Annotated in this window: 24 protein-coding genes; 11 read left to right on the top strand and 13 right to left on the bottom strand. The window is 70.1% G+C overall.

The features are described from left to right. Positions 1–34 precede the first annotated feature (34 nt). The 5 genes from BUQ68_RS14255 to BUQ68_RS14235 all read left to right on the top strand — a co-directional run bounded on the left by BUQ68_RS14255 (position 35) and on the right by BUQ68_RS14235 (position 6,723). Positions 35–457, top strand: coding sequence for a DUF2141 domain-containing protein (locus BUQ68_RS14255; protein ID WP_075216659.1), 423 nt, complete (start codon positions 35–37; stop codon positions 455–457). A 660-nt stretch (positions 458–1,117) separates the two neighbouring features. Further along, a complete protein-coding gene (gene bglA, locus BUQ68_RS14250; RefSeq protein ID WP_075216658.1) occupies positions 1,118–2,785 on the top strand; it encodes a beta-galactosidase BglA in 1,668 nt (555 codons plus the stop codon). Positions 2,786–3,190: 405 nt separating this feature from the next. Next, positions 3,191–4,294: an ABC transporter ATP-binding protein gene (locus BUQ68_RS14245; RefSeq protein WP_075216657.1), complete on the top strand. Its 1,104-nt coding sequence runs from the start codon at positions 3,191–3,193 to the stop codon at positions 4,292–4,294. 382 nt (positions 4,295–4,676) lie between these two features. Continuing rightward, the gene (locus tag BUQ68_RS14240) at positions 4,677–5,180 is read left to right on the top strand and encodes an SRPBCC family protein (protein WP_075216656.1); all 504 of its coding nucleotides are present in this window, start codon (positions 4,677–4,679) and stop codon (positions 5,178–5,180) included. 145 nt (positions 5,181–5,325) lie between these two features. Next, entirely contained in the window at positions 5,326–6,723 is a 1,398-nt protein-coding gene (locus tag BUQ68_RS14235) for a TIGR03808 family TAT-translocated repetitive protein (RefSeq protein WP_075216655.1), read from the top strand. Positions 6,724–6,840: 117 nt separating this feature from the next. Here BUQ68_RS14235 and BUQ68_RS23320 read toward each other — a convergent pair whose 3' ends face one another. Beyond that, entirely contained in the window at positions 6,841–7,161 is a 321-nt protein-coding gene (locus BUQ68_RS23320; protein ID WP_139315245.1) for a hypothetical protein, read from the bottom strand. A gap of 134 nt (positions 7,162–7,295) precedes the next feature. Further along, positions 7,296–8,327: an asparaginase gene (locus tag BUQ68_RS14230; protein ID WP_075216654.1), complete on the bottom strand. Its 1,032-nt coding sequence runs from the start codon at positions 8,325–8,327 to the stop codon at positions 7,296–7,298. 193 nt (positions 8,328–8,520) lie between these two features. Here BUQ68_RS14230 and BUQ68_RS14225 point away from each other — a divergent pair, with 193 nt between their 5' ends. Further along, a complete protein-coding gene (locus BUQ68_RS14225; protein WP_075216653.1) occupies positions 8,521–8,865 on the top strand; it encodes a hypothetical protein in 345 nt (114 codons plus the stop codon). Here BUQ68_RS14225 and BUQ68_RS14220 read toward each other — a convergent pair. The 9 genes from BUQ68_RS14220 to BUQ68_RS14180 form a co-directional block, all read right to left on the bottom strand. Beyond that, positions 8,813–9,493 carry an SDR family oxidoreductase gene (locus BUQ68_RS14220; RefSeq protein WP_075216652.1) on the bottom strand — a complete coding sequence of 227 codons (681 nt, stop codon included), beginning with the start codon at positions 9,491–9,493 and terminating at the stop codon, positions 8,813–8,815. The two genes, BUQ68_RS14225 and BUQ68_RS14220, sit on opposite strands and share 53 nt — an antisense overlap. Before the next feature lie 40 nt (positions 9,494–9,533). Beyond that, complete coding sequence (locus tag BUQ68_RS14215; protein ID WP_075216651.1) at positions 9,534–10,697, bottom strand: aminotransferase; 1,164 nt, start codon at positions 10,695–10,697, stop codon at positions 9,534–9,536. 630 nt (positions 10,698–11,327) lie between these two features. Then, positions 11,328–12,917 carry a citramalate synthase gene (gene cimA / locus BUQ68_RS14210; protein WP_075216650.1) on the bottom strand — a complete coding sequence of 530 codons (1,590 nt, stop codon included), beginning with the start codon at positions 12,915–12,917 and terminating at the stop codon, positions 11,328–11,330. A gap of 68 nt (positions 12,918–12,985) precedes the next feature. Beyond that, a complete protein-coding gene (pip, locus tag BUQ68_RS14205) occupies positions 12,986–13,942 on the bottom strand; it encodes a prolyl aminopeptidase (protein WP_075216649.1) in 957 nt (318 codons plus the stop codon). After that, complete coding sequence (locus tag BUQ68_RS14200; RefSeq protein WP_075216648.1) at positions 13,939–14,424, bottom strand: GFA family protein; 486 nt, start codon at positions 14,422–14,424, stop codon at positions 13,939–13,941. The genes pip and BUQ68_RS14200 overlap by 4 nt, the downstream gene beginning before the upstream one ends. After that, positions 14,421–14,822: a HEPN domain-containing protein gene (locus BUQ68_RS14195; RefSeq protein WP_075216647.1), complete on the bottom strand. Its 402-nt coding sequence runs from the start codon at positions 14,820–14,822 to the stop codon at positions 14,421–14,423. Before BUQ68_RS14195 ends, BUQ68_RS14200 begins: the two co-directional genes overlap by 4 nt. Then, entirely contained in the window at positions 14,819–15,202 is a 384-nt protein-coding gene (locus BUQ68_RS14190; protein ID WP_075216646.1) for a nucleotidyltransferase domain-containing protein, read from the bottom strand. Before BUQ68_RS14190 ends, BUQ68_RS14195 begins: the two co-directional genes overlap by 4 nt. Further along, positions 15,202–16,608 carry a cysteine--tRNA ligase gene (gene cysS, locus BUQ68_RS14185; RefSeq protein ID WP_075216645.1) on the bottom strand — a complete coding sequence of 469 codons (1,407 nt, stop codon included), beginning with the start codon at positions 16,606–16,608 and terminating at the stop codon, positions 15,202–15,204. Before cysS ends, BUQ68_RS14190 begins: the two co-directional genes overlap by 1 nt. Before the next feature lie 297 nt (positions 16,609–16,905). Then, positions 16,906–17,460, bottom strand: a complete 555-nt coding sequence (locus tag BUQ68_RS14180) for a DUF2087 domain-containing protein (RefSeq protein ID WP_075216644.1) — start codon at positions 17,458–17,460, stop codon at positions 16,906–16,908. A gap of 365 nt (positions 17,461–17,825) precedes the next feature. Between BUQ68_RS14180 and phnC the strand changes: the two genes are divergently transcribed. From phnC to phnE (BUQ68_RS14160), 4 genes are all read left to right on the top strand, one after another. Then, entirely contained in the window at positions 17,826–18,623 is a 798-nt protein-coding gene (phnC, locus tag BUQ68_RS14175; protein ID WP_075216643.1) for a phosphonate ABC transporter ATP-binding protein, read from the top strand. Between the two features lie 84 nt (positions 18,624–18,707). Next, a complete protein-coding gene (gene phnD, locus BUQ68_RS14170; protein WP_075216642.1) occupies positions 18,708–19,619 on the top strand; it encodes a phosphonate ABC transporter substrate-binding protein in 912 nt (303 codons plus the stop codon). Positions 19,620–19,654: 35 nt separating this feature from the next. Further along, a complete protein-coding gene (gene phnE, locus BUQ68_RS14165) occupies positions 19,655–20,572 on the top strand; it encodes a phosphonate ABC transporter, permease protein PhnE (RefSeq protein ID WP_083656579.1) in 918 nt (305 codons plus the stop codon). Then, positions 20,572–21,447: a phosphonate ABC transporter, permease protein PhnE gene (gene phnE / locus BUQ68_RS14160; protein WP_075216641.1), complete on the top strand. Its 876-nt coding sequence runs from the start codon at positions 20,572–20,574 to the stop codon at positions 21,445–21,447. The genes phnE (BUQ68_RS14165) and phnE (BUQ68_RS14160) overlap by 1 nt, the downstream gene beginning before the upstream one ends. Before the next feature lie 198 nt (positions 21,448–21,645). On the opposite strand, the gene BUQ68_RS14155 is transcribed toward phnE (BUQ68_RS14160), so the two are convergent. Together BUQ68_RS14155 and gltX are read right to left on the bottom strand one after the other, a co-directional pair. Next, positions 21,646–22,146 carry a CreA family protein gene (locus BUQ68_RS14155; RefSeq protein ID WP_210215649.1) on the bottom strand — a complete coding sequence of 167 codons (501 nt, stop codon included), beginning with the start codon at positions 22,144–22,146 and terminating at the stop codon, positions 21,646–21,648. 124 nt (positions 22,147–22,270) lie between these two features. Further along, a complete protein-coding gene (gene gltX / locus BUQ68_RS14150; RefSeq protein WP_075216639.1) occupies positions 22,271–23,638 on the bottom strand; it encodes a glutamate--tRNA ligase in 1,368 nt (455 codons plus the stop codon). A 208-nt stretch (positions 23,639–23,846) separates the two neighbouring features. Between gltX and BUQ68_RS14145 the strand changes: the two genes are divergently transcribed. Beyond that, entirely contained in the window at positions 23,847–25,109 is a 1,263-nt protein-coding gene (locus BUQ68_RS14145) for a glycosyltransferase family 87 protein (protein ID WP_245293258.1), read from the top strand. Position 25,110: the final 1 nt, after the last annotated feature.

The following is a 25,110-nucleotide window of genomic DNA, read 5'->3' as shown; positions in this document are numbered from 1 at the left end:
CGGCGGGCGGACAGTGATGCGGAGGACTGGTTTCATGATGCGCAGCGCGGCACTCCTTCTCGCCCTTGCGGCGGCGAACCCGGCCCCGGCGGCCTCCCTGGTCGTCGACGTGGACGGCATCGCATCGGCGGAGGGTTCGGTCGGCTGCGCGCTCTACACGGGGCCGGAAGGCTTCCTCGACAGCGCCCGCGCGGCGGCGCTGGTAGCGGTGCCGGCCGATCCCGCCGGGGTGACGTGCCGGTTCGACGGGCTGGCGGACGGGATCTACGCGGTGGCGGTGCATCACGACGTGAACGGCAACGGGGAGGTGGACACCAACCTCATCGGCATCCCGCAGGAGCCGTGGGGCGTGACCAACAACGCGCGGCCGCGGATGAGCGCGCCATCGTTCGAGGACGCGGCGCTGCGGGTCGAGGGGGACGGCGCGGCGGCGGCGCGGGTGACAGTGGCGGAGTGAGGGAGATGGGAAGGGGCGTGGGAATGGGGGAGAAAGCGTGGGTGGTCCGGATGAACCGGACCATGACGATCGAGGAGTGAGTGGTGGGGGCGGAGCGGAGCCGGGATGCGGGGCGGGTGTTGGAGTGCGGGGCGGGCGTTGGAGTGCGGGGCGGGCGTTGTGCGGGGCGGGCGTTGGGGTGCGGGGCAGGCGTTGGAGTGCGGGGCAGGCGTTGGGGTGCGGGGCAGGCGCTCGAGGTTCCGTTGCTACCGCCCTCGTCATGGTCCGGTTCAGCCGGACCAGCCACGCATGGCGACGGTGGGAACGGCGCGACAGAGACCGAGATTCGTGAGACGTCATCCCGACGGACGTCGGGATCCAGCCGACGGTGCAGGATGATGGGACGGTGCGGGTGATGGGTGGGACGGTTGGGCCCCGGCGTTCGCCGGGGTGACGACCTTGGCGAAGGTTGGCGGGGACGGGGCATAGGTCGCGGGATCGCCGTTGGCGGCGGAACGCGGGGTCCTTGCCGCGGGCGTCAGCAGAAATCGCGAGGGTCGGCGGGGTTTCGGGGGTTTCAGCGGGATCTTTCGGGGGCGTTCCCTTCCCATTAAGTATGAGACCGTAGAGTGTGCGTTGCAGCGTGTCTCCTATCCACCGTGCCTTGGATCAGCCCTCCCGATGAACAAGCCCCTCCCCGCGTCCGCGCCGGCCGCCCACAGCCGCTTTTCCAGCCCGACCTGGTGGCGGGGGGCGGTGATCTATCAGATCTATCCGCGCAGCTTCCAGGACTCCAACGGCGACGGGATCGGCGACCTGCCGGGGATAACCCGCCGGCTCGGCTATGTGGCGGACCTCGGGGTGGACGCGATCTGGCTGTCGCCCTTCTTCACCTCGCCCATGAAGGACTTCGGCTACGACGTGTCGGACTACCGGGACGTGGACCCGATCTTCGGCACGCTGAAGGACTTCGAGGCGCTGGTGGACGAGGCGCACCGACTGGGCATGAAGGTGATGATCGACCAGGTGCTGTCGCACACTTCCGACCAGCATCCCTGGTTCGCGGAAAGCCGCAGGGACAAGACTAATCCGAAGGCGGACTGGTATGTGTGGGCCGACGCCAAGCCGGACGGCACGGCGCCGACCAACTGGCTGTCGGTGTTCGGCGGCCCGGCCTGGGAGTGGGACAGCCGGCGCTGCCAGTATTATCTGCACAACTTCCTGGCGTCCCAGCCGGATCTCAACTTCCACAACGACGAGGTGGTGGAAGCGCTTCTCTCGGATGTGGAATTCTGGCTGCAGCGCGGGGTGGACGGGTTCCGGCTCGACACCGTGAACTACTATTTCCACGACCAGGAATTGCGCTCCAACCCACCGCTGGAATCCGGGCCGACCGGCAACGACGCCCCGGCGGTGAACCCCTACGGCCGGCAGCTGCACGTCTATGACAAGACGCGGCCGGAGAACATCGGCTTCCTGAAGAAGTTCCGGGCGCTGCTCGATCGCTATCCGGGCACCACCACGGTGGGCGAGGTGGGCGACGGCGACCGCTCGCTCGACACCATGGCGGAGTACACCTCCGGCGGCGACAAGCTGCACATGTGTTACACGTTCGACTTCCTCGGCAACGGCTACGGCCGCGAATTCGTGACCAACACGCTGACCCGGTTCGAGACCCGCGCCACGGACGGCTGGCCGTGCTGGGCGTGGTCGAACCACGACGTGGTGCGCCACTACACCCGCTTCGCGCCGAAGAGCACCGATCCGGACCGGCTGGCGCGGCTGATGAGCAGCCTGCTCCTGTCGTTCCGCGGCTCGGTCTGCCTCTATCAGGGCGAGGAGCTGGGCCTCGGCGAGGTGGACCTCGCCTTCGAGGACCTGGTGGACCCCTACGGGATCCGCTTCTGGCCGGAGTTCAAGGGCCGCGACGGCTGCCGCACGCCCATGGTGTGGGACCGCAACGCGCCCTATGGCGGCTTCTCGCACGGCAAGCCGTGGCTGCCGGTACCGGCGGAGCACATCGCCCGCGCGCCGGACGGGCAACTGGCCGATCCCGGGTCGATCCTCGCGCACTACCGGCAGTTCATCCACTTCCGCCGGTCCGAGCCGGCGCTTTTTGAAGGCGACATCGAATTCCTGCCGAGCACCGGCGACGTGCTCGCCTTCGTGCGCCGGCACGGCAACACCGCCATCGTCTGCGTGTTCAACCTCGGCCCCGAGGCGGCGGACTTCGCGCTGCCGGACGGGACGACGGTGGAGGCGATCGGCGGGCTGGGGTTCACGGCGTCGGAGGCGGGCGGGGTGGTCAGCCTGCCGCCGGAGGACGCCTTCTTCGGGCGGGTGCGCTGAGGAGGCGAGAGGGCTGATTATCGAGGCAATAGCCTGAGGGCGCTTCACATCCTTCCACTAAGGGGAAGGTGGCCCGTAGGGCCGGAAGGGGTTGTGTTTTACTCCTCTTTCGACGCGGTTATGCTGGTCGACAATAGAAAACGCGCTGCTGGAATGAAAAAGACAACCCCTCCCCCGGCCTTTGGCCGGACCCTCCCCTAAGGGGAGGGATCGTGACCGCTTCAACACCTCGAGAGGGGAGCCGGACGAACCAGGAGCGCCCCATCCGGCGCCGTTTTTCGTGCGGCCACCCTCACGCCTGCGCTTTTTCGCCTGTCGATGCTTCGGACCGGGAACCAACCGCCCGGACGACCGGTTGCCGATGAGGCCGGGAGGACGGCCGCGACGGTGCCCGGGAGGAGGACCATGGCGGATCTGAAGCTGACCAAGGTGGAGAAGGCCTACGGAAGCGTGCAGGTGCTGCACGGCATCGACCTCGACATCCGGTCGGGCGAGTTCATCGTGTTCGTCGGCCCGTCCGGGTGCGGCAAGTCCACCCTGCTGCGGCTGATCGCCGGGCTGGAGGACATCACGGCCGGCACGCTTTCGATCGACGGCAAGGTGGTGAACGCCCTGCCCCCGGCCAAGCGCGGCATCGCCATGGTGTTCCAGTCCTACGCGCTCTATCCGCACATGACGGTCTACGACAACATGGCGTTCGGCCTGAAGCTCGCCAACGCCACCAAGGCGGATCTCGACCAGCGGGTTCGGGCGGCGGCGGAGATGCTGCAGATCACGCCCCTGCTCGACCGGCTGCCGCGCCAGCTCTCCGGCGGCCAGCGGCAGCGGGTGGCGATTGGCCGGGCGATCGTGCGCGACCCGAAGGTGTTCCTGTTCGACGAGCCGCTCTCCAACCTCGACGCGGCGCTCCGGGTGCAGACGCGGATCGAGATCGCGCGGCTCCATGAGCGGATGAACACCACGACGATGATCTACGTGACCCACGACCAGGTGGAGGCGATGACGCTGGCCGACCGGATCGTGGTGCTGAACGCCGGCCGGGTGGAGCAGGTGGGCTCGCCGCTGCAGCTCTACCACGCCCCGGACAACCTCTTCGTCGCCCGCTTCATCGGCTCGCCGTCGATGAACATCGTGCCGGCCACCATCGAGGCGGCGGGGGCGCCGGCGCGGATCCGGCCGGACGGCGGGCGGACGGTGGACGCGGACGTGGAGGTGGCGAACGCCATGACCGGCCCGGGCGCCTCGCTCGGCGTGCGCCCGGAGGACCTGAGGCCGACCGACGGCGAGGGCCTCTTCCGCGGGACGGTGACCCTGGTGGAGAAACTCGGCGAGGTGACGCTCGCCTACCTGGACGCCGGCCAGCCGGAGCCGATCGTCGCCAAGATCGACGGCGAGGCGCGGGTGACGCGCGGCGAGACCCTGGCCGTGACGGCGCCGGCCGACCGGTTGCACGTGTTCGACAGCGCCGGACGGGCGCTTCGGCGGACGCGGGCGGCGCGGGCGGCGTGAGGGGGGGAGGGGCCGGTTGTGGAAGGCGTCGGCCCGTCGCTGGTTTGCGTCTTCCGCCAGCCCCCGGACGTCACCCCGGCGAAAGCCGGGGCCCAACCGCAGGCAGATGTATCCGCACCGGCACGCGTTTCGGCTCTGTCGGCTGGATCCCGACTTTCGTCGGGATGACGGTTCAGGAGGATGACGGTTCAGGGGGGATGACGGTTCAGGGGGGATGACGGCACGGGTAGGTCGGGGCGACGGGCCGAGTACGCGGATCGGGCGCTTGGGCGTCACGAGGATTTCGTGAAGTTCATTTGGAATCGCGGGTGCAAGCGGAATAGGGTTTTTCGCGACCGGATCTCGGAAAAAGGTCCGGCGGAAAAAACCAGGAGGAAACTGCATGCGCTTTGCCGCCAACCGGGCGACCGTCGCCACGCTTGCCGCCATCATCATCGCCCCCGCCCTCGTGACGTCCGCGCTCGCCGCCGAGGCGCGCAAGCGGCAGGAGAGCAAGGCGGTCACCGTCGAGGCCGTGTGGGCCGCCATCGGCGACTTCTGCAACATCAAGACCTGGCACCCGGCGATCGCCGACTGCGCGATGTCCGAGATGGACGGCAAGCAGATCCGCACGCTGACGACCGGCGACGGCGCCAAGTTCGTGGAGGCGCTCGTCTCCTACGACGACGCCGCGATGAGCTACACCTACACCATCCTGGAAAGCCCGCTGCCGGTGGAGAACTACGAGTCCACCCTGTCGGTGAAGGCCGACGACGACGGCGGCGCGGCGGTGCTGTGGACCAGCACCTTCGACGCCAAGGGCGTGACCGACGACGAGGCGAAGGCGATCGTCGAGGGCATCTACGCGGCCGGCATCGAGGCCGTGCTGGCGAAGGCCGCGAAGTAATCACCGCCTGAAGGATGGGGCGGGCGGCGTTCGCGCCGCCTGCCCTCCCCGCTTCGCCCGCCGCGGCCCGCCTGTGCCATTCCGGCACGTCCGGCGCGGAACGGGCCTTGCGACACCGTCTCCTCCAACAGTTGCGGAGACGGCCATGCATCGACGCGCGTTCCTGTTCGGCACGGCCGCGGCCGCATTCGGCCTCGCGGCCCGTGCGGCGTCGGCGGGTGCGGACCTGCCGGGCATCTCGCTCCTCGACCTCCGCGGGCCGCTGCCCGAGGCGGACGCGACGCTCCGGCCCGGGGCGGTGGACGACCAGAGCGCCGCGCTTCAGGCCGCCATCGACCGGGCGGTTCTGGACGACCGGCCGCTCTTCCTGCCGCCGGGCCGCTACGAGGTTTCCAACATCACGCTCCGGGACGGCCTCACCCTCGTCGGGGTGCCGGGGCGGACGCGGCTCGTCTACGGCGGCGGCGGCCACCTGATCGAGGCCATCGCGGCGCGCGGGGTGGGCCTGCAGGGGCTGGTGCTGGACGGCGCCAACCGGCCGTTCGCCGGCTATGCATCCGGCCTCGTGCAGTTCAACGGCGTCGCCGACATGGTGCTCGACGGCGTGGAGGTGATGGGCAGCCCGCGCGCGGGCCTGGCGCTGGAGCGCGTCTCCGGCCGCGTGACCCGGTGCCGGGTGAGCGGATCGCGCGAGGCGGGGCTCTGGTCGGTGGACGCGGCGGGGCTTTCGATCACCGACAACACGGTGTCGGACTGCGGCGGCGGCGGCATCCTGGTGCACCGCTGGGAGGCGGGTGACGACGGCACGATCGTGACGGGCAACCGGGTGGAGCGCATCGCCGCCCGTCGCGGTCCGAGCGCGCCGCAGGGCAACGGCATCCACCTCGTCCGGGCGGCCGGCGTGCTCGTCGCCAACAACCGGCTGGCGGATTGCGCCGTCTCAGCGATCCGGGCGGAAGCGGGCGCGAACCTGCAGATCACCGGCAACAGCTGCCTGCGGTCCGGCGCGGCGGCGATCCGCGCGACGGACGGCTTCGAGGGCGCGCTCGTGTCCGAGAACGTGGTGGACGGGGCGGGCGCGGGCGTCGCTCTGGCGGACTTCGCGGGGGCGGGCGACGGCCGGCCGGCGGGCGGGCGGCTGGCGCTGGTGGCCGGCAACCTCATCCGCAACCTCAGCGCCGCCGCGCCCGACGCGGCGACCTGGCCGGCGACCGGCGGCACCGGCATCCTGGTGGAAGCCGACACGGCGGTGACCGGCAACGTGATCGACACGGCGGCGGGCGCCGGCATCCTGATGGGCTGGGGCCCTGCCCTCCGCGACGTGTCGGCGAGCGGCAACGTGATCCGCAACGCGCGCATCGGCGTGGCGGTGAGCGTGGTCGACGGGGCAGGCGCGAGCGTCATCACCGACAACCTGATGAGCGTCATCGCGGACGGCGGCGTGCGCGGCATGCGCTGGGCCGAAGCGGTGACCGGCGACCTCGCGGTCGCGGGCGACCCGACGCTGGCGCATCTGACGGTGCGGGGGAACAAGGTGGCGTGAGGGTGGGGATGGGATTGTTGAAGCAGGTTCGGGATGAAACGCCGACCGCTGGAGCCCCCTCCTCCATCGTCATGGTCCGGTTCAGCCGGACCAGCCACGCATATCTCGGGCGCGGCGTCACACGGAATGCGTGGGTGGTCCGCCTGCGCGGACCATGACGATCGAGGTGGGGTGGAGTGGGGTGGAGTCGCCGCTTGCCGCTTGCCGCTTGCCGCCATTGCCGAGGGCCGCGGGTGCATCCTCCTCCATCGTCATGGTCCGGTTCAGCCGGACCAGCCACGCATGTCTCGGGCGCGGCGTGACACGGAAATGCGTGGGTGGTCCGCCTGCGCGGACCATGACGATCGAGGTGGGGTGGAGTGGGGTGGAGTCGCCGCTTGCCGCTTGCCGCTTGCCGCCATTGCCGAGGGCCGCGGGTGCATCCTCCTCCATCGTCATGGTCCGGTTCAGCCGGACCAGCCACGCATATCTTGGGCGCGACGCGACGCGGATAGGCGTGGGTGGTCCGCCTGCGCGGACCATGACGAGCGGGGAGGCCAGGGGATGCTGGGCGGGCGGTTCAGGCGGGCGGTTCAGGCGGCGGGTTTGAGGGCGGTGGTGTAGCCGGCGGAGGGGCGGAGGTGGCCGCAGGGTTCGCCGGCCCAGGAGCGGATCTCCGGGCGGACGAGGGGGGCCATGCGGCGGCCCACAGGATCTTCCGCGTCGATCCCTAGGATATCCACAAGCAATGCCGCGACGGCGACCTCGGCGGCGCGGGCGGCGCCGTCGTCGATCTTGAGGGCGATTCCCAGACCCTGTTCGGGCAAGGCGGCGGTGAAGACGCCCTCGGCGCCGGTCTTCACGAAGGCGCGGGCGCCGAGGATCTCCATGGCGCGGGTGCAGAAGCGGCCGGTGCCGGCGACCTGGAAGGGCTCCGCCGCGGCGGCGGCGCGGAGGCGATCGCAGGCGGCCTTGCGGGCAGGCGTAAGGCCGGTGCCGGTGACGAAGCGCGCGAAGCCGTGGGCGATGGCGCGAAGCGGCACCGCGAAGGTCGGGATGGAGCAGCCGTCGGTGCCGGAAAGATCGGCCGCATGGGGCGCGCCGGTCATGGCCTCGCCCGCGGCGATGACCTCGCGCATCAACGGTTGCTGGGCTTTCACATAGCCTGCCGGGTCGGCGCCCATGGCGACGGCCGCGCAGAGGAAGCCCGCGTGCTTGCCGGAGCAGTTGTTGTGGATGCGACCGGCGGGCGCGCCCATGCGGTGGAGGGTCGCCTGATCCTTCGGGCTCGACGGCCACTGGGCACCGCATTCCAGGCAGCCCTCGTCGAGGCCGGCGGCGGCCAGCATGGCGCGGGCGGTGTCCACATGGCGGCGCTCGCCATTGTGCGACGAGATGGCGAGCGCCAGTTCCGAGGCGCCGAAGCCGAACCGGTCGGCGGCGCCGGACTCGATCAGCGGCAGCGCCTGGAAGGCTTTGACGGCGGAGCGCGGAAACACCGGCCGGTCGATGTCGCCGATCGCCAGCACCACGTGCCCGTCGCCATCCACCACCGCGACGGCGCCCGTGTGCCGGCTCTCCACGACGGTGCCGCGGGTGACTTCCACAAGGACGGGATTGGACATCAGGCGCTCTCCTCCGATTCCGGACCAGGCGGATGGCAGTAGCAGACCGCGGCCGTGCCGGGTAGATGCGTGATGCAACCTTATAGAGATGGGCGCGCTTGAGAATAACTTATGGGTTTAAGGTTTTCTCAGGAAAGCTCATTCATTCTAGGTTGATCCATTGACGACGTATACCACCAGTGCGAGGCGGGCTATGCCGTACAATCTCTTCATCGTCTACGACCTGCAGTCCTCCGACGCGCGTGCCGACGCGGTCACCAGCGCCGTGCGGGCATTGGGGCGGTGGCACCAGTTTCAGCGCACGCTCTACTATGTCAACACGCCGCACGACGCCCGGCAGGCGCTGGATCTTCTGGCCAAGGTGCTCACCGACGGGGACAGGCTGGCGGTGATCAACGCGGCAAGCGGCTTCGTCATGACCTGGGACCCGGCCATCGCCGAGCAGATCGCCGCGGCGCGGGCGCGGGCGGAGGCCGCGGCGCCCCTCAGCGCGAGAGCGGCGCCAGAAAAGCCCCCTCCCCCAGAACCTCGCCGTTGAGCATGGCGGCATGCTCGGAGAGGAGGAAGGCGACGAGCCGGGCGGTCTCGTCCGCGGCTTTCGCGCCGGGCGGACGCGGAGCGCCGCGGCGGGTGCCGGTGGCGGGCGCGACGACGGCGTTGACCCGCAGACCGGCGTCGGCCAGTTCGCCGGCGAGCCCCCGCACAAAACCGGCGAGAGCGCCGCGGGCAGCGAGCGCGACGGCGCCGGCGTCTTTGTCCTCCGGCGGCAGCACCAGCACGATGGCGCCGCCCTCGTCCATGCCGTCGGCCGCGAAGCGCACGAGCGTGCCGGCCCCGACCAGCGGACCGGCGAGGACGACGGCGAGCTCTTCCGGCGCGGCGACCAGAAGCGGCGTCGCCTCCGGCGGCTCGATGACGATCACGAGGCCGGTCGGCGGACCGAAGCGCTCGTCCACCGCCTCCATGACCTCCGCCGTCTCGTCGAGATCGGACGGGTCGAGGGCGAACAGGAGCGTCATGCCCGGGTCGTAGCGGGGCTCCAGGGCGGCGATGCGATGGGGATCGCGGTCGAGGATGACGACCAGGTGCGTCAGCGCGATCAGGTGGTCGGCAACGGCGCCGCCGAGGTCGCTGGCGCCTCCCATGACGATGGTGATCCGCTCCATCCTGCCCTCCCCGTTTTTCTGGCCGGCCGCCCGGCCCCGATCAGGCGGCGCGGCGCATCCAGCGCGCCAGCCGATCGAGCGCCGCGTCGAGCACCTCGTCCTTCTTGCAGAAGCAGAAGCGGATGAAGGTCGACGGCGGATCGGACGCGTAGAAGGCCGACACCGGCACGGCCGCGACGCCCGCCTCGCGCGTCATCGTCAGGCAGGCCTCCCGATCGTCGGCGATGCCGAGGGGGCCGGTGTCGGTGGTGACGAAATAGGTGCCGCCGGAGGCCAGCACATCGAAGCCGAGGTCGGCGAGGCCGGCGGACAGGCGGTCGCGCTTGGCCTGCAGGCCCGCCTTGAAGCCAGCGTAGTAGGCATCGTCGAGCGCGAGCCCGACCGCCACGGCCGCCTGCAGGTTGGGCGGCGTGGTGAAGGTGACGAACTGGTGCGCCTTGGCGATCGGCGCCAGGAGGTGCGGCGCCGCGGTGATGTAGCCGATCTTCCAGCCGGTGAGCGAGAAGGTCTTGCCGGCCGAGCCGATCCGCACCACCCGGTCGCGCATGCCGGGGAGTTGCATGGGCGACAGGTGGGCGCGGCCGTCGAACACCAGATGCTCGTAGACCTCGTCGGCGATCACATAGGCGTCGAACCGCTGGCAGAGGTCGGCGATGAGCTGGAGCTCCTCGCCGGTGAACACCTTGCCGGCCGGGTTCATGGGCGTGTTGATGAGGATGGCCTTGGTGCGCTCGGAGAAGGCGGCGGCGAGCGCATCCGGGTCGATCTCCCAATGGGGCGGGGTGATGCGGACGAGCTTCGGGATGCCGCCCGCCTGCCGGACCATGGGCACGTAGCAATCGTAGAGCGGCTCGATCAGCACCACCTCGTCGCCGGGCGCGACGAGGCCGAGGATGGCGTCGGCGATGGCCTCGGTGGCGCCGGAGGTGACGAGCACCTCGCTCTGCCAGTCCACGTCGAGGCCGAGGAAGCGTCGGTTGGCGTCGGCGACGGCTTGGCGGAGGGCGGGGATGCCCATCATGGAGGGGTACTGGTTCGAGCCGGTCATCACCGCGTCCGCCGCCGCCCGCCGGATCGCCTCCGGCCCCTCCGTATCCGGGAAGCCCTGCCCGAGGTTGATCGCCCCGGTCTCCACCGCGAGGCGCGACATGACCTCGAAGATGGTGGTGGGCATGCCGGTGAAAAGCGGGTTGGTGGGCTTCATGAGGCGCGCGAGGACCTTTGGCCGGACCGGAGCATAAGTCGGAGAAGTGTTAGGCGAGGCGGGGGGTGGGGACAAGAGTGGGGTGGGGGGTGGAGCGAAAGGACGCTTGGGGGGTGGGGAGTGGGGGGAGCGAAAGGACGCTGGTGGGGTGGGGCGTGGGCGAAGGGAGAGGACGCTGGTGTGGGGTGGGGCGTGGGGGGCAAGGGTAGGTGCGCGGCGGTTCCATGCGGGACGTCATCCCGGCGGACGCCGGGATCGAGCCGACGGCAGGGGTGTCCGGGCCGGTGCGGTTGATGCCGCGGTCGGTTGGACCCCGGCGTTCGCCGGGGTGACGGTCTCGGGAGGATGGAGAGGGGACTGGAGGGAGGGAGCGCCCTCGCCCGGCCCGTCGTTGCCCCTGCCTGCACACCTCCACCGTCATGGTCCGCGAAGGCGGACCAGCCACGCATTGGAAGCGTGGGAAAAAGCGTGGGTGGTCCGCCTTCGCGGACCATGACGATGGAGGCGTGTCGGGTGCAGGGCCTCAGCCGTACACCGCCTCGGCCTTGCCTCAGCCGTACACCGCCTCGCCGGGAGACGGCCGTTCACCGCCTCGGCGGGGCGGGCAGCCCTCATCAGCCCTCGCCCCCGTCAGCCCTTCATCAGCTTGTAGGTGATGGAGTCCACGAGGGCCTGGAAGGAGGCGTCGACGATGTTTTCGCTGACGCCGATGGTGGACCAGCGGCGGGCGGCGCGGCGGTCGAGGCTTTCGATGAGGACGCGGGTGACGGCGCCGGTGCCGCCGTTGAGGATGCGGACCTTGTAGTCGACGAGTTCCAGGCTCTCGATTTCGGCCTGGTACTTGCCGAGGTCCTTGCGGAGCGCCTGGTCGAGGGCGTTGACCGGGCCGTTGCCTTCGGCGACGGACATGAAGGTCTCGCCATCCACGACGAGCTTCACCACCGCCTCGGAGACGACCACCACGTCGCCGTTGGCGTTGAAGCGGCGCTCCACGGAGGTGCGGTAGCTCTTCACCTGGAAGAAATCCGGCACGCCGCCGAGGTGGCGGTGGGCGAGGAGTTCGAAGGAGGCGTCGGCGGCCTCGTAGGCGAAGCCGCGGGCCTCCCGCTCCTTGACCTCGGCGAGGAGGCCGTCGAGGCGGCGGTCGGCCTTGTCCACGGTGACGCCGAGGCGGTCGAGTTCGGCGATCAGGTTGGACTTGCCCGCCTGATCGGAGACGAGCACCCGGCGGCGGTTGCCGACGCTTTCCGGCGGCACGTGCTCGTAGGTGCGCGGATCCTTCAGGATGGCGGAGGCGTGGATGCCGGCCTTGGTGGCGAAGGCGGACGTGCCGACGAAGGGCGCGTGGCGGGCGGGCGCGCGGTTGAGGATCTCGTCGAAGGCGCGGCTGACGGTGGTGAGCGTGGCGAGCGAAGCGTCGGAGACGCCGGTCTCGAAGCGCTCCGCGTAGAGCGGCTTCAGCTTCAGCGTCGGGATCAGCGTCGTCAGGTTGGCGTTGCCGCAGCGCTCGCCGATGCCGTTGAGCGTGCCCTGGATCTGCCGGGCGCCGGCCAGCACCGCGGCGAGGGAGTTGGCGACGGCCTGTCCGGTGTCGTCGTGGGCGTGGATGCCAAGGTGGTCGCCCGGCACGGACGCCGACACGGCCGTGACGACGGCGGCGACCTCCTCCGGCTGGGTGCCGCCGTTGGTGTCGCAAAGGACGACCCAGCGGGCGCCGGCCTCGAAGGCGGCGCGGGCGCAGGCGGTGGCGTAGGCGGGGTTGGCCTTGTAGCCGTCGAAGAAATGCTCGCAGTCGACCATCACCTCCCGGCCGGCGGCGCGGGCGGCCTCCACCGACTGGCGGATGGAGAGGAGGTTCTCCTCGCCGGTGGTGCCGAGGGCGACCTCCACATGATAGTCCCACGACTTAGCCACGAAGGTGACGGCGTCCGCGTGGGCGGCCACAAGGGCGCGCACGCCGGGGTCGTTGTGGATGGAGACGCCCGGGCGGCGCGTCATGCCGAAGGCGGTGAAGACGGCCCGGCGGGTGCGCGTCTCGGCGAAGAAGGCGTCGTCCGTGGGGTTGGCGCCCGGATAGCCGCCCTCCAGATAGTCGATCCCGAGGTCCTCGATCAGCCGCGCCACCTGGATCTTGTCCTCCAGGGAGAAGTCGACGCCCGGGGTCTGCGCCCCGTCGCGCAAGGTGGTGTCGTAGAGATAGAGGCGGGACTTGGCGGGCATGAACGGGCTCGGGGGGTCAGGTCGGCGGAGCGGCGGCGGAGCGGGCAAAGTGAAAAGCCGGCGAACGTTTATGATTTGCCGGCGAAGCGATCGGTGGCGGAGACCAGCTGATGCAGGATGCCGGGCTCGCTGAAGGCGTGACCGGCGTCGTCCACCATCCGGAAATCGGCCTCGGGCCAGGCCCGGTGCAGGTCCCAGGCGGTCTTCGGCGGCGTTGCCATATCATAGCGGCCCTGGACGATGACACCCGGAATGCCACGGAGCTTGTGGGCGTCGCGGATCAGTTGGCCCTCCTCCATCCAGCCTTCGTGGACGAAGTAGTGGTTCTCGATCCGGGCGAAGGCGAGCGCGAACTCGCCGTTGGAGAAGGCGGCGGAGAGCGACGGGTCCGGCAGGAGAGTGATGGTCTCGCCCTCCCAGATCGACCAGGCCTTGGCGGCCTCGATGCGGGCGGCACGGTCCTCGCCGACGAGACGGCGGCGGTAGGCGCCGATCAGGTCGCCGCGCTCGGCCTCCGGGATGATGGAGAGGAAGCGCTCCCACTTGTCGGGGAACATGAGGGAGGCGCCCTCCTGGTAGTACCAGGCGAGCTCCTGCCGGCGGAGGGTGAAGATGCCGCGAAGGACGAGTTCGGAGACGCGGTCGGGGTGGGTTTCCGCATAGGCGAGCGCCAGCGTCGAGCCCCAGGAGCCGCCAAACACCAGCCAGCGGTCGACGCCCGCCATGGCGCGCAGCTTCTCGATGTCGGCGACCAGATGCCAGGTGGTGTTGGCCTCCAGCTCCGCATGGGGGCGCGAGCGGCCGCAGCCGCGCTGGTCGAACAGGAGCACGTCGTAGAGCGCCGGATCGAACACCCGCCGCTGGCTCGGCGAGCAGCCGCCGCCCGGCCCGCCGTGCAGGAAGATAGCCGGCTTGGCGCCGGGGGTGCCGACCCGCTCCCAGTAGATCGTGTGGCCGTCGCCGACGTCGAGCATGCCGGTGGCGTAGGGTTCGATCGGCGGATAGAAGCCGCGGCGTTCGGTCATCGGGTGTCCTCCGGGGGCAGCGGCCAGCGCGGGGTGTCGTGGTCGGGGTGCTGATGGGAGACGACCGAGCGCATGAAGGCGGCGATGGCCGGATCGTCGTCGTTGTGGCGGCGCGGCAGGCCGGCGAGGTCGTCCACAAAGGGGACGCGGCTCTCGTACTCCAGCTGGCTGACCGGCTTGAAGGCGGATGGATCGTCGAAGCTGCCGATGGTGATGGCGATTTCCGTCCCCGCCTCCCAGGTGAGCGGAGTGCCGCAGTCGCCGCAGAAGCCGCGAAGCGCCACGGTGGAGGAGCGGAAGATCTTCCGCGCGCCGCGCGTCCAGGTCAGCCGCTCCGGATCCACGTTGACGAAGGCGCCGTAGAGCCCGCCGGTCGCCTTCTGGCACATGCGGCAATGGCAAAGCGTGGCCGACTTCACGCCGTCGCAGCGGAAACGGATGGCGCCGCACTGGCAGCCACCGGTGATCGGGGGAGCGGTCATGGGGTGTGCTCCGAAGATGCGTCCGGCCGCATGCGAAGCGCGGCGGCGGCTTCGATGATTTCAGCAGCCATCGCCACGTCCCGCCGCGCCTCGTCCAGGCCGACAGACGCGAGATCGTAGTCCGCCATGGCACGCGCCTCGAACAGTCGGTGCAGTTCCCGGCCATGGTGCGACGGCATGCGCCCGGTCTTCACGAAGGCTTCCGAGAAGAGCCGGGAGACGGTGCGATGGGTCTTGATCGCCGCGAGATCAAGACCCGCCTCCGTGGACAACAAGTCCCTCACCGCGTTGAACACGGCAAAATACGCACGGTTCACTGCGCCATCGGCATCGCCGGCATCGAGGAGAAGCCGGGCGGCGGCGAGAGCTTCCTCGGACTTGGCGCGAAGGTCGGTCATGCGGGGCCCAGGGGTTTGGCGTCACGGCGTGCGGCGCGGACGAGGTCGGCGGCGGATGCCGGGTCCGTCCAGGCGTCGGCGCCGAGGATCCAGAACTGGACGTAGAGGCCCCACCGGTCGAGGACCTGTTCCGTGATAGGGAGAAGCGCGACCTTCTCCTGCCAGGGGCTCCAGTCGCCCGGCGCCAGAACGACCGCCACGTCGGCGTCGCTCTCCGGTCGCGCATCGCCCCGCGCCCGGCTTCCGAAGAGGACGGCACGGTCGAGCCGCGGGCCGTAGTGGGCCGACAGAGCACCCGCCACATGGTCGAGCGCCGCAGCGACAGCTGCCGGCGTCGGCGGCTCGGCGAGCTGAGCAAGGTTGGCGGACGCGGGCGACATCACCGCTTCGCCTCCCAGGTGGTGACCGGCTCGCCGGTGGCGGGGTCCTTGCCGTCCTTCAGGGTCACGCCCAGGGCGGCAAGCTCGTCGCGGAGGCGATCGCTCTCGGCGAAGTTCTTCGCCTTGCGGGCGGCGAGGCGGGCGGCGACGAGGGCGTTCACCGCCGCCGCGTCCACGTCGGCGGCGGGACGGCGGGCCGCCCAGGCGGCGGGGGTGTCGGCGAGGAAGCCGAGCATGCGGAGCGTGGCGGCGAGCGCGGCGGGCTGCTGCTTCAGGCCGTGCAGTTCGGCGATGGCCTTCGGCGTGTTGAGGTCGTCGGCGAGCGCGTCGAGGACGGCGGGCGCGACGGCGCCCTCCCCCGCGTCGGCTGTCACCGCGTACCAGTCGTCGAGCACGCGCCAGCTCTCCTCCATGCCGCGCACCGTCCAGTCGATCGGCTGGTGGTAGTGGGAGCGGAGCATGGTGAGGCGCAGCACCTCGCCCGGCCAGTCGGCGAGGAGGTCGCGGATGGTCGTAAAGTTGCCGAGGCTCTTCGACATCTTCTCGCCTTCCACCTGAAGGAAGCCGTTGTGCATCCAGACGTTCGCCATGCGCGGCGTGCCGAGGGCGCACGAGGTCTGGGCGATCTCGTTCTCGTGGTGCGGGAAGACGAGGTCGATGCCGCCGCCGTGGATGTCGAAGGTGTTCTTCAGCGGGTCGTCGCACTGAAAACCGCCGCCGGAGGGGGTGATCAGGGTGTCGAGCGACATGGCCGAGCATTCGATGTGCCAGCCGGGACGGCCGCGCCCCCACGGGCTCGGCCAGCCGGGCTCGTCGTCGGATGAGGGCTTCCAGAGCACGAAGTCCATGGGATCGCGCTTGTAGGGCGCGACGTCCACGCGGGCGCCGGCGATCATGTCGTCGAGGGAGCGGCGGGCGAGCGCGCCGTAGGCCTTCATGGCCGGCACGTGGAAGAGTGCGTGGCCCTCGGCCGCATAGGCGTAGCCGCGCGCGATCAGCCGCTCGATGAGGGCCACCATGGTGGCGACGTGCTCGGTGGCGCGCGGGGTGAAGGTGGGCGGCAGGCAGCCGAGGGCGGCGACGTCGGCCTGGAACTGGCCGTAGGTGGTCTCCGTCAGGGTGCGGATCGCCTCCACCGGCGGCACGCCGGGGTAGTCGCGCACCGCGCGCGCGTTGATCTTGTCGTCCACGTCGGTGATGTTGCGCACGTAGGTGACGTGGTCGGCGCCGTAGACGTGGCGGAGCAGCCGGAAGAGCACGTCGAAGACGATCACCGGGCGGGCGTTGCCGATGTGGGCATAGTCGTAGACGGTGGGGCCGCACACGTAGAGGCGCACGTTCGCCGGATCGATCGGGACGAAGTCTTCCTTCGTGCGGGTCAGCGTGTTGTAGAGCTTCAGGCTCAAGACAGAGATCCCCTTCCCCAGCGTCGTCACGGTCGGGCGCGCGCGCGCCTGCGGTTCCACCGGCTGGCGGAAGCAGTCATCCGTGCGATCTGGAGAAGGTCAGACGGGGACGGCCGCGGCCAGCTTGTTCAGCTCAGCCACAAATCGAACAGGTCGAAATCAGGATGCGGGCGCCGTGGCGCATGTCCGTCGTCATGAAACTGGTATGCGCGACCACCGGCGCCCCGTCAAGGGCGGGGGCCGGCGGCGCGGGCAGGAGAAGCGGGGGCGGGCTTGGCCGCCGGCCGGCGGCGGCCGTCAGGGTATGGCGACGCGGCGGAGCCGTTCGGTGAGGGCCTTCAGCTCCGGCGGCGGCGGCTGTTCCACCCGCTGGTAGACCCGACCGTCGCGGGTGCGGGTCACGAGGCGGTATTCCACCAGCGAGCGACGCAGGAGCGCCGGGTCGCCGAACCCGTGGTGGTCGAGCAGGAAGACACTGATCGAGCGCTCGTCGAACACCCGCCCGGCCGGCAGGCGCGACCAGAGCACCCAGAGCGCCAGTTCCACCTGATGGGCGCGGGTGGGCCAGCGGGTCAGGCGGCCGTCGCGGTCGAACAAGCGGGCGGTGCGTTCCACACGCGTCCAGTCCACCGGGGCGGGCGGCGGCGGCGGGGCCGCGGCGAGCCGGGCGCGGGCGCTCTCGGCGGCGCGAAAGTGCTGGAAGTTGCGCCAGCCGGCGGCGCGGCAGACCAGGTTCAACGTCTCCACATGACCGAGCCGGTCATCCGGGACGGCCTCGGTCAGCTCGCGGCGGAGGTTGCGGGCGAAGGCGGCGAGGTCGGCGACCTCGAACGGAAAGGCAGTTCGCGACATGGCTCATCCTCGGACGGCCCTTGCCCCGTGCGGGGTGTCGATGGTCGCCGCCTTGTCGACCGGGCGCTTCGAGACGAGCGGGGCCGTGCGGGTCTCTGGCAGGTTTAGCACCCCTGTCGGGGCGGCGACGCCTCGGTGAACTGCCGACCGGATGTCGGTTCTAGCGAGCCGCGCTCCGCTCATCAAGAGGGCGCGCGCCACGCGTGTGCCCGCTGGGCGGCGATCGGCCCTCCGGCGCGTCCTGGGCGCCAAGCGGCCGTGCAGACATCTAGATGACCGTCACGGGACCGTCACTGAACCTTCGCGCATGCGTTAACCAGCGTGGATAGGAGTCAAGCCAGCAACCACCGCCAGGAGCAGCGCCCATGCTGGCTATCGAAGGACTGACCCGACGTTTCGGTGCGAAGGCCGCCGTCAGCAATGTGACGCTGGAGATCGAGCCGGGTGCCTTCGTGGGCGTGATCGGGCGGTCCGGCGCCGGCAAGTCGACCCTTCTTCGTCTGATCAATCGTCTGGTCGACCCGTCCGAGGGCCGGATCGTGTGCGACGGGGTGGACGTGACCGCCCTTTCCGGCCAGGCGCTCCGCCATTGGCGCGCGGACTGCGCCATGATCTTCCAGCAGTTCAACCTTGTCGGCCGCCTGGACGTGCTCACCAACGTGCTGACCGGACGGCTCGCCAAGGTGTCCACCACCCGCTCCGTGCTGCGGCTGTGGAGCGACGAGGACAAGGCCCGGGGGCTCGCCGCCCTCGACATGCTGGACATGGCGTCCTTCGCCGCCCAGCGCGCCGACAGCCTCTCCGGCGGCCAGCAGCAGCGCGTGGCGATCGCTCGCGCGCTGGTCCAGGAGCCGAAGATCCTGCTCGCCGACGAGCCGATCGCCTCGCTGGACCCGCGCAACACCAAGGTGGTGATGGACGCGCTCCAGCGCATCAACAAGGAACTCGGCATCACCATCCTCTGCAACCTCCACTCCCTCGACCTCGCCCGCGCCTACTGCGACCGGCTGGTGGGCATGGCCGACGGCCGGGTGGTGTTCCAGGGCCGCGGCTTCGACCTGACCGACGACGTGGCGCGCGAGCTCTACGGGCTGGAGGCCGGCGACGTCATGGAGGACGCCCACGGCGTCGGCGCCGAGACCCGAATGGCCGCTTCGGCCTGACCGATCGCGGGTGACCGGCGGCAGGCCGGCCCCGTGCAAAGACGACAAGAAAAACACCCTCTTCCCAACAGGAGTTCAGGTCCGATGTTCACCCGCCGCACCGTGCTCGGCGTCGCCGCCGCCGCCGTCGCCTTCGCCGCCACCCCGGCCCTCGCCGACTGGAAGGCCGAGTATCCGGAGATCACCTTCGCCGTCGTTCCGGCCGAGAACGCCTCGGGCGTGACCGAGCGCTACGGCCCCTACGTCGACTACCTCTCCAAGGAACTCGGCGTGAAGGTGACCTTGCGCATCGCGCAGGACTACGCCGCCGTGATCGAGGGCCAGCGTTCGGGCGAGATCCATGTCGCCTACTACGGCCCGTCCGCCTTCGCCCGCGCCCTGATGACCGGCGTGGAGACCGAGGCGTTCGCCATGGAAGTCTCCAAGGGCGGTGTGAAGGGCTACTACGCGGTCTTCTACGTGAAGGCCGACAGCCCGTACCAGAAGATCGAGGACCTGAAGGGCAAGAACCTCGGCCTCGTGGATCCGAACTCCACCTCGGGCAACAACGTGCCGCGCTTCGAGATGGACAAGATGGGCATCGACCCGGAGACCTTCTTCTCCAAGGTCGTCTACGCGGGCAGCCATGAGAACGCCATCACGGCGCTTCAGCAGGGCACCGTGGACGTCGCCGCCAACTGGTGGAACGCCGAGGACGACAGCAACCTCCTCCGCATGGCTACCAAGGGCATGGTGAAGGCCGAGGACTACCGGCTGATCTACAAGTCGCCGATGATCGTGAATTCGCCGATCGCCTACATCAGCAGCCTGCCGGACGACATGAAGGCCGCCATCAAGGCCGCCTTCCTGGAGTCGCACGTGAAGGCCAAGGAGGCGTTCGACCGCATCTCCGACGGCAAGAACGAGCCGTGGGTGGAGAACAACAACAGCAACTACGACACCATCATCGAACTCAACACGTTCGTTGACGCGCTGAAGAAGAAGAAGGCGTCCTGATCGATCCGATCACGCATGCCGGCCGGACCATCGCCATGGTCCGGCCGGTTTTTCTTGTGCAGCCGGGAGCCGCGCCCTTGTCGTCCTTCAGCCCCAATCCGCAACGCATCGACGCGCTGAAAGGCGCCTACGCGGATGCCATCGCGGCACGCCGAAACCGCATGATCCTCGGCATCCTGGTGTTCGCCCTGGTGATCGTCACGTCCGGCTGGATGGCGGAGGTGAACCTTGCCAAGCTGGCGGCGCGGATCGGCAACTTCACGAGCTACATCGAACGGCTCGCCTTCCTGGACAACGGCGCCTTCGTGCTGACCGACATCCGCGAATGGTACTGGGGCATCACCCATTGGATGCGCCTGCTGATCGAGACGCTGATGATCGCCTACGTGGGCACGATCGTCGGCGCGGTGCTGGGGTTCGCGCTCTGCTTTCCGGCGGCGCGCAACCTGACCCGTTCGGCGCTGGAGATGGCGGTGGTGCGCCGCTTCCTGGAGTTCTGCCGGACGGTGCCGGAGATCGTGTTCGCGCTCATCTTCGTGGTGGCGTTCGGGCTCGGTCCGCTGCCGGGCGTCCTCGCCATCGCCATCCACACCACGGGCGCCCTCGGCAAGCTCTTCTCCGAGGTGGTGGAAAACATCGACATGAAGCCGGTGGACGGCATCGTGGCGAGCGGCGGCAACCGGGTTCAGGTGATCCGCTTCGCGGTGGTGCCGCAGGTGCTCTCCAACTTCTTCAGCTACACGCTGCTGCGCTTCGAGATCAACGTGCGCGGCGCCGCCATCATGGGCTTCGTCGGCGCCGGCGGCATCGGCCAGGACCTCCTGGAGTCGGTGCGCAAGTTCTACTACTCGGACGTCTCGGCCATCCTGATCCTTCTGATCGTCACCGTGTTCGTGATCGACATGGCAACCGAGCGCGCCCGCCACGCGCTGATCGGCCGGGAGGCCCACTGATGACCGCCACCAACCAGCGCACCCTCTCGGCCATCGCCCGTGAAGAGGGCCCCCGGCTGCGCGCCGCCTACCCGGACGTGTTCAGGACCGACATGAAGGCGCGGGCCGTCACCATCGGCACGATCGTGCTGCTGGTCGGGCTGTTCGTCTACGGGCTCAGCATCCTGGAGACGACGTGGTGGCGCGTGTTCCTCGGCTTGGGGGAACTCGGCAAGTTCGTCGTCTACATGATTCCGCCGAACCCGGAGACGCTGTCGAAGGCGCTCGTCTATGTCCACGCGCTGGCCGAGACCGTCGCGATCGCCATCCTCGGCACGGTGCTGGCCGCCACACTGGCCCTGCCGTTCGGCTTCCTGGCCGCGCGCAACGTGATCCCGAGCTGGATCGCGCGCTTCTTCGTGCGCCGCAGCCTCGACACCATCCGCAGCGTGGACGCGCTGATCTGGGCGCTGATCTGGGTGAACGTGGTGGGGCTCGGTCCCTTCGCCGGCGTGCTCGCCATCATGACGTCCGACTTCGGCGCGTTCGGCAAGCTGTTCTCCGAGGCGATCGAGGCGGCGGACGGAAAGGCGTCCGAGGGCATCAAGTCGACCGGCGGCGGCAACCTGCATCAGGTGCGCTTCGGCTTGCTGCCGCAGGTGCTGCCGCTGTTCGCCAGCCAGGTGCTCTACTACATCGAGAGCAACACGCGCTCGGCCACCATCATCGGCATCGTGGGCGCCGGCGGCATCGGCCTGCATCTCTACGAGCAGATCCGGACGCTGGAGTACCAGCACGTGTCCTTTATCATCATCCTGGTGCTGATCGCGGTGTCGGCGATCGACTGGGTGTCGAGCCGTCTGCGCTTCGCGGTGATCGGCGTGCGCCAGACGTGAGGAAGGGTTCCCCTTCCGCCACCGTCATCCCGGCGGACGCCGGGATCCAAGCGAAGGCGGGGGAAGGCCCGACGGTGCGGATGCGACCGCCGACGGTTGGGCCCCGGCTTTCGCCGGGGTGACGTCCTGGGGTGGGGTGTGGCGGGACGACGGAGGCCGGTTTGTCCGCCACCATCGTCATTGCCCGCCCTCCCCGCCTCAGTCCAGCCAGTCGGCGCACTTCGGGGCAGCGGCGTCGCCCCAGGGCATGATGGGGACGGACGAGGTGGAGTTCTTCGGGCTGCCCTCGATCAGCCGGTCCGAATAGACCAGGTAGACGAGCACGTTGCGCGCCGCGTCGCAGCCGCGGACGATCTGCATCTTCTTGAAGAAGAGCGAGCGGCTCTGGCGGTACATGTCCTCGCCCTGCTCGAACTTCTGCTTGAAGACGACGGGGCCGATCTGGCGGCAGGCGAGCGAGATGTCGGAGACCTCCTCGGCGATGCCCAGCATGCCCTCCACGCCGCCCTTCTCGGGCACGGTGAAATGGCAGGCGACGCCGCCGACCAGCGGGTCGTCGATGGCGTAGACGGCGAGCTTGTGGTCGGGCGTCAGGAATTTCCAGACGGTGGAGCGCTTGAAGATGAGATCCGGATCCTGCGCCAGGGCGCCGGTGACGGAAAGAGCCAGCGCGGCAACGGCCGCGATCATGCGCATCATCATGGGTCGGACGGTGTCCCCTCGTGGAGCGGCGAGCGGCCGCTGCGCACCTTATGTGGCCCCTGGCCGTGTCGATTGAAAGACGGAACGCGGGGGATCGTTGCGCGGCGCGCCGGAGGGCGCGTCACGGCGAGAGGCGTCGGAGCGCTTCGTCGCGGCCGATGAGGGGGAGGAGCGCCGCCATCTCCGGGCCGTGGTCGAGGCCGGTGAGGGCGAGGCGGAGCGGCATGAAGAGCCCCCGCCCCTTGCGGCCGGTGGCGGCCTTGAGGGCGTTGGTCCAGGCGCGGAAGGTGTCGCCGTCGAACGGCTCGGCCGGAAGAAGCCGGGCGGCCTCGGCGACGAAGGCGCGATCCTCCTCGGCGATGACGGGCGTCAGGCCGGTGCCGGCGACCACGTCGGCCCAGGTGCGGGCCTCCGCGACGGTGGCGCAGTTGCCGGCGACGGCGGCCCAGAAGGCCGGATCGGCGGGCGCGCCGAGGGCGGCGAGGCGGGGCGCGACGCGCTCGAAGGGGAGGGCATGGACGGTGCGGGCGTTGAGCGCATCGAGGTCGGCCGGGTCGAACCGGGCGGCGGATTTCGACGCGTCGGCCGGATCGAAGCCGGCCGCGAGGGCGTCCACGGAGGCGACGGGCTCCACCGCGTGGCTGGTGCCGATGCCGACCGCCAGGGCCGCGACCGCCTCCGGCTCCAGGCCGCGGTCGCGCAGCGACCGGATGGAGAGGGCGCCTGTGCGCTTGGAAAGCCCCTCCCCGCTCGTGTCCGTGAGAAGGTTGTGGTGGCCGAAGGCCGGGACGGTGCCGTCCAGCGCCTGGAAGATGGCGATCTGGACGCCGGTGTTGGTGACGTGGTCCTCGCCGCGGATGACGTGGGTGATGCCGAGGTCGATGTCGTCGATCACGGACGGCAGGGTGTAGAGATAGGTGCCGTCGGCGCGGATCAGCACCGGGTCGGACAGGGAGCCGAGGTCGACGGTCTGCGGGCCGCGGCAGAGGTCGTCCCAGTGCACCTCGCGGCGCTCCGGCTCGAACGGATCGGCGGTGAAGTTCGGCAGGAGGAAGCGCCAGTGCGGCGCCCTCCCCTCCGCCTCCAGGCGCGCGCGGTCGTCGGCGGTCAGGCGGAGCGCGGCCCGGTCGTAGACGGGCGGCAGGCCCCGGGCGCGCTGCCGGCGGCGGCCGTAGTCGAGCTCCTCCGCGGTCTCGTAGGCCGGATAGAGCAGGCCCTTGGCGACGAGTGCGGCCTTGACCGCGTCGTAGCGGTCGAACCGGTCGGACTGGCGCACCACCTGATCGGGGCGCACCTGCAGCCAGGCGAGATCCTCCGCGATGGCGGCGGCGAAGGCGTCGGTGGAGCGGGCGCGGTCGGTGTCGTCCAGGCGAAGCACGAAGCGGCCGCCGTGCCGGCGCACCATGAGCCAGTTGAACAGCGCCGTGCGGGCATTGCCGATGTGGATGTAGCCGGTCGGCGACGGGGCGAAGCGGACGGTGAGGGTCATGGGATCCGTCTCTACCCCCTGCCCCGTGCGCCGGCAACCGCTCCCGCGCGGCCGAGGCGCGCGATCGTGGGCCGCGCGCGCGGGCGGGGCGGGTGAAGGAGCAGAACGATGCCGGCGGATTCTCGCATTGCAAGAACTCAATGTTAAAGGCGCTCGACTAGGGTCCGGAACGCCCGACCCTCAAGACCATACGCGACCGCGAGCCCTTATGAGCGCAACCAACACGCCCATGACCCCCGCCGCGCCCGCGACGCCCCGGTTCGGCAGCGTGCTCAAGCGGCACGTGGCGCTTCTTGTCGTCGTGCTCGCGCTTTCCATCGTGATGCGGATGCTGACGCTGTCGGGTCTGGTCGAAACCGACGGATCCAAGGAGCTGGTGGACTACGAGGTGTTCCATGTGGCCGGCCAGATGGTCTGGCGGGGCGAGATCGTCGACGCCTACGCGTTCTTGAAGATGGCAGAGGCCGAGGCGGCCTACGCGGGTTGGGACACGCCTGAAACCATCATGCCGTGGAACTATCCGCCGCCGTTCAACCTGGTGGTGGCGGCGCTCGCCCTGCTGCCGGTGTGGCTGGGATACGGCGTCTTCATCGGCGCCACCATGGCGGCCTACCTCATCGTCCTGCGCCGGATCGCCGGCGACGCCTTCGCCCTGGTGCTGGTGGCCTTCTTCCCCGCCATGACGGTAACGGTGAGCTGCGGCCAGAACGGCTTCCTGACCGGCACGCTGATCGGTCTGGCGGGGCTGGCGCTGGCGGACGGGCGCCGGCGGGCCGGGCTGCCGCTCGGCCTGATGGTGATCAAGCCGCACATCGCGGTGACCTTCGCGCTGTTCACGGTGCTCACCCGGCGGTGGGCGGTGGTGGCGATCGCCGCCGTCACGGTGGCGCTGACGAGCCTTCTTGCCACCGCGCTGCTCGGACCCGCGGTGTGGGGCGCCTTCGTGGCGGGCGCGGGCGAGGCGAAGTTCCTGATGGCGGAGGGGCTGTTCCCGCTGTTCCGGATGGTGTCGCCCTATTCCACCGTGCGCACCCTGGTGCCGTCGCCGGAGATCGCCATCCTGGTGCACGGGATCGTCGCCGCGGTGGCGCTCGGCCTCGCGGCGCTCGCCGTGCGGCGGTTCGAGACGCGGCAGGCGATCGGCATGATGGCGGTGCTGGCGCTATCCATCAGCCCCTACGCCTACGACTACGACCTGCCGGTGATCGCCGTCGGCGCGGCCTTCCTGGCGCCGACCTTGCGCGACCATGCCCGCCGCGGCGAGCTGATCGCCCTCATGGCGCTCGCCTTCCTGGCGTCAGGCTTCGGCCTGGCACAGACGCGCAATCTGGAGGCCATGGCGATCCCCCCGGTGCCGGGGCAGGATCCGCTCACGCTGTCCATCTCGGGCCTGTTGATCGTTGTCGGCGTGGTCTTCGTCTGGCGGGTGCTGGAGCGCGCCCGCGCGGCGGCGACGCCGGCTGCCGTTTGAA

It is taken from the genome of Mongoliimonas terrestris, assembly GCF_001927285.1.
GTDB classification, from domain to species: domain Bacteria; phylum Pseudomonadota; class Alphaproteobacteria; order Rhizobiales; family Pleomorphomonadaceae; genus Chthonobacter; species Chthonobacter terrestris.
This window is presented reverse-complemented; position numbering and strand designations above follow the sequence as displayed.

Bases quoted from the DNA above. Each gene is read 5' to 3' on its own strand.
- BUQ68_RS23320 (WP_139315245.1), bottom strand. From the start codon at position 7,161: ATGACGATGGAGGAGGATGCACCCGCGGCCCTCGGCAATGGCGGCAAG.
- BUQ68_RS14180 (WP_075216644.1), bottom strand. From the start codon at position 17,460: ATGTCGCGAACTGCCTTTCCGTTCGAGGTCGCCGACCTCGCCGCCTTC.
- BUQ68_RS14240 (WP_075216656.1), top strand. From the start codon at position 4,677: ATGCGCTTTGCCGCCAACCGGGCGACCGTCGCCACGCTTGCCGCCATC.
- BUQ68_RS14215 (WP_075216651.1), bottom strand. From the start codon at position 10,697: ATGAAGCCCACCAACCCGCTTTTCACCGGCATGCCCACCACCATCTTC.
- phnE (WP_075216641.1), top strand. From the start codon at position 20,572: ATGACCGCCACCAACCAGCGCACCCTCTCGGCCATCGCCCGTGAAGAG.
- pip (WP_075216649.1), bottom strand. From the start codon at position 13,942: ATGACCGAACGCCGCGGCTTCTATCCGCCGATCGAACCCTACGCCACC.
- BUQ68_RS14145 (WP_245293258.1), top strand. From the start codon at position 23,847: ATGAGCGCAACCAACACGCCCATGACCCCCGCCGCGCCCGCGACGCCC.
- BUQ68_RS14230 (WP_075216654.1), bottom strand. From the start codon at position 8,327: ATGTCCAATCCCGTCCTTGTGGAAGTCACCCGCGGCACCGTCGTGGAG.
- BUQ68_RS14155 (WP_210215649.1), bottom strand. From the start codon at position 22,146: ATGATGCGCATGATCGCGGCCGTTGCCGCGCTGGCTCTTTCCGTCACC.
- gltX (WP_075216639.1), bottom strand. From the start codon at position 23,638: ATGACCCTCACCGTCCGCTTCGCCCCGTCGCCGACCGGCTACATCCAC.
- BUQ68_RS14235 (WP_075216655.1), top strand. From the start codon at position 5,326: ATGCATCGACGCGCGTTCCTGTTCGGCACGGCCGCGGCCGCATTCGGC.
- bglA (WP_075216658.1), top strand. From the start codon at position 1,118: ATGAACAAGCCCCTCCCCGCGTCCGCGCCGGCCGCCCACAGCCGCTTT.
- BUQ68_RS14225 (WP_075216653.1), top strand. From the start codon at position 8,521: ATGCCGTACAATCTCTTCATCGTCTACGACCTGCAGTCCTCCGACGCG.
- BUQ68_RS14255 (WP_075216659.1), top strand. From the start codon at position 35: ATGATGCGCAGCGCGGCACTCCTTCTCGCCCTTGCGGCGGCGAACCCG.
- BUQ68_RS14200 (WP_075216648.1), bottom strand. From the start codon at position 14,424: ATGACCGCTCCCCCGATCACCGGTGGCTGCCAGTGCGGCGCCATCCGT.
- phnE (WP_083656579.1), top strand. From the start codon at position 19,655: ATGGTCCGGCCGGTTTTTCTTGTGCAGCCGGGAGCCGCGCCCTTGTCG.
- BUQ68_RS14190 (WP_075216646.1), bottom strand. From the start codon at position 15,202: ATGTCGCCCGCGTCCGCCAACCTTGCTCAGCTCGCCGAGCCGCCGACG.
- phnD (WP_075216642.1), top strand. From the start codon at position 18,708: ATGTTCACCCGCCGCACCGTGCTCGGCGTCGCCGCCGCCGCCGTCGCC.
- BUQ68_RS14195 (WP_075216647.1), bottom strand. From the start codon at position 14,822: ATGACCGACCTTCGCGCCAAGTCCGAGGAAGCTCTCGCCGCCGCCCGG.
- BUQ68_RS14245 (WP_075216657.1), top strand. From the start codon at position 3,191: ATGGCGGATCTGAAGCTGACCAAGGTGGAGAAGGCCTACGGAAGCGTG.
- phnC (WP_075216643.1), top strand. From the start codon at position 17,826: ATGCTGGCTATCGAAGGACTGACCCGACGTTTCGGTGCGAAGGCCGCC.
- cimA (WP_075216650.1), bottom strand. From the start codon at position 12,917: ATGCCCGCCAAGTCCCGCCTCTATCTCTACGACACCACCTTGCGCGAC.
- BUQ68_RS14220 (WP_075216652.1), bottom strand. From the start codon at position 9,493: ATGGAGCGGATCACCATCGTCATGGGAGGCGCCAGCGACCTCGGCGGC.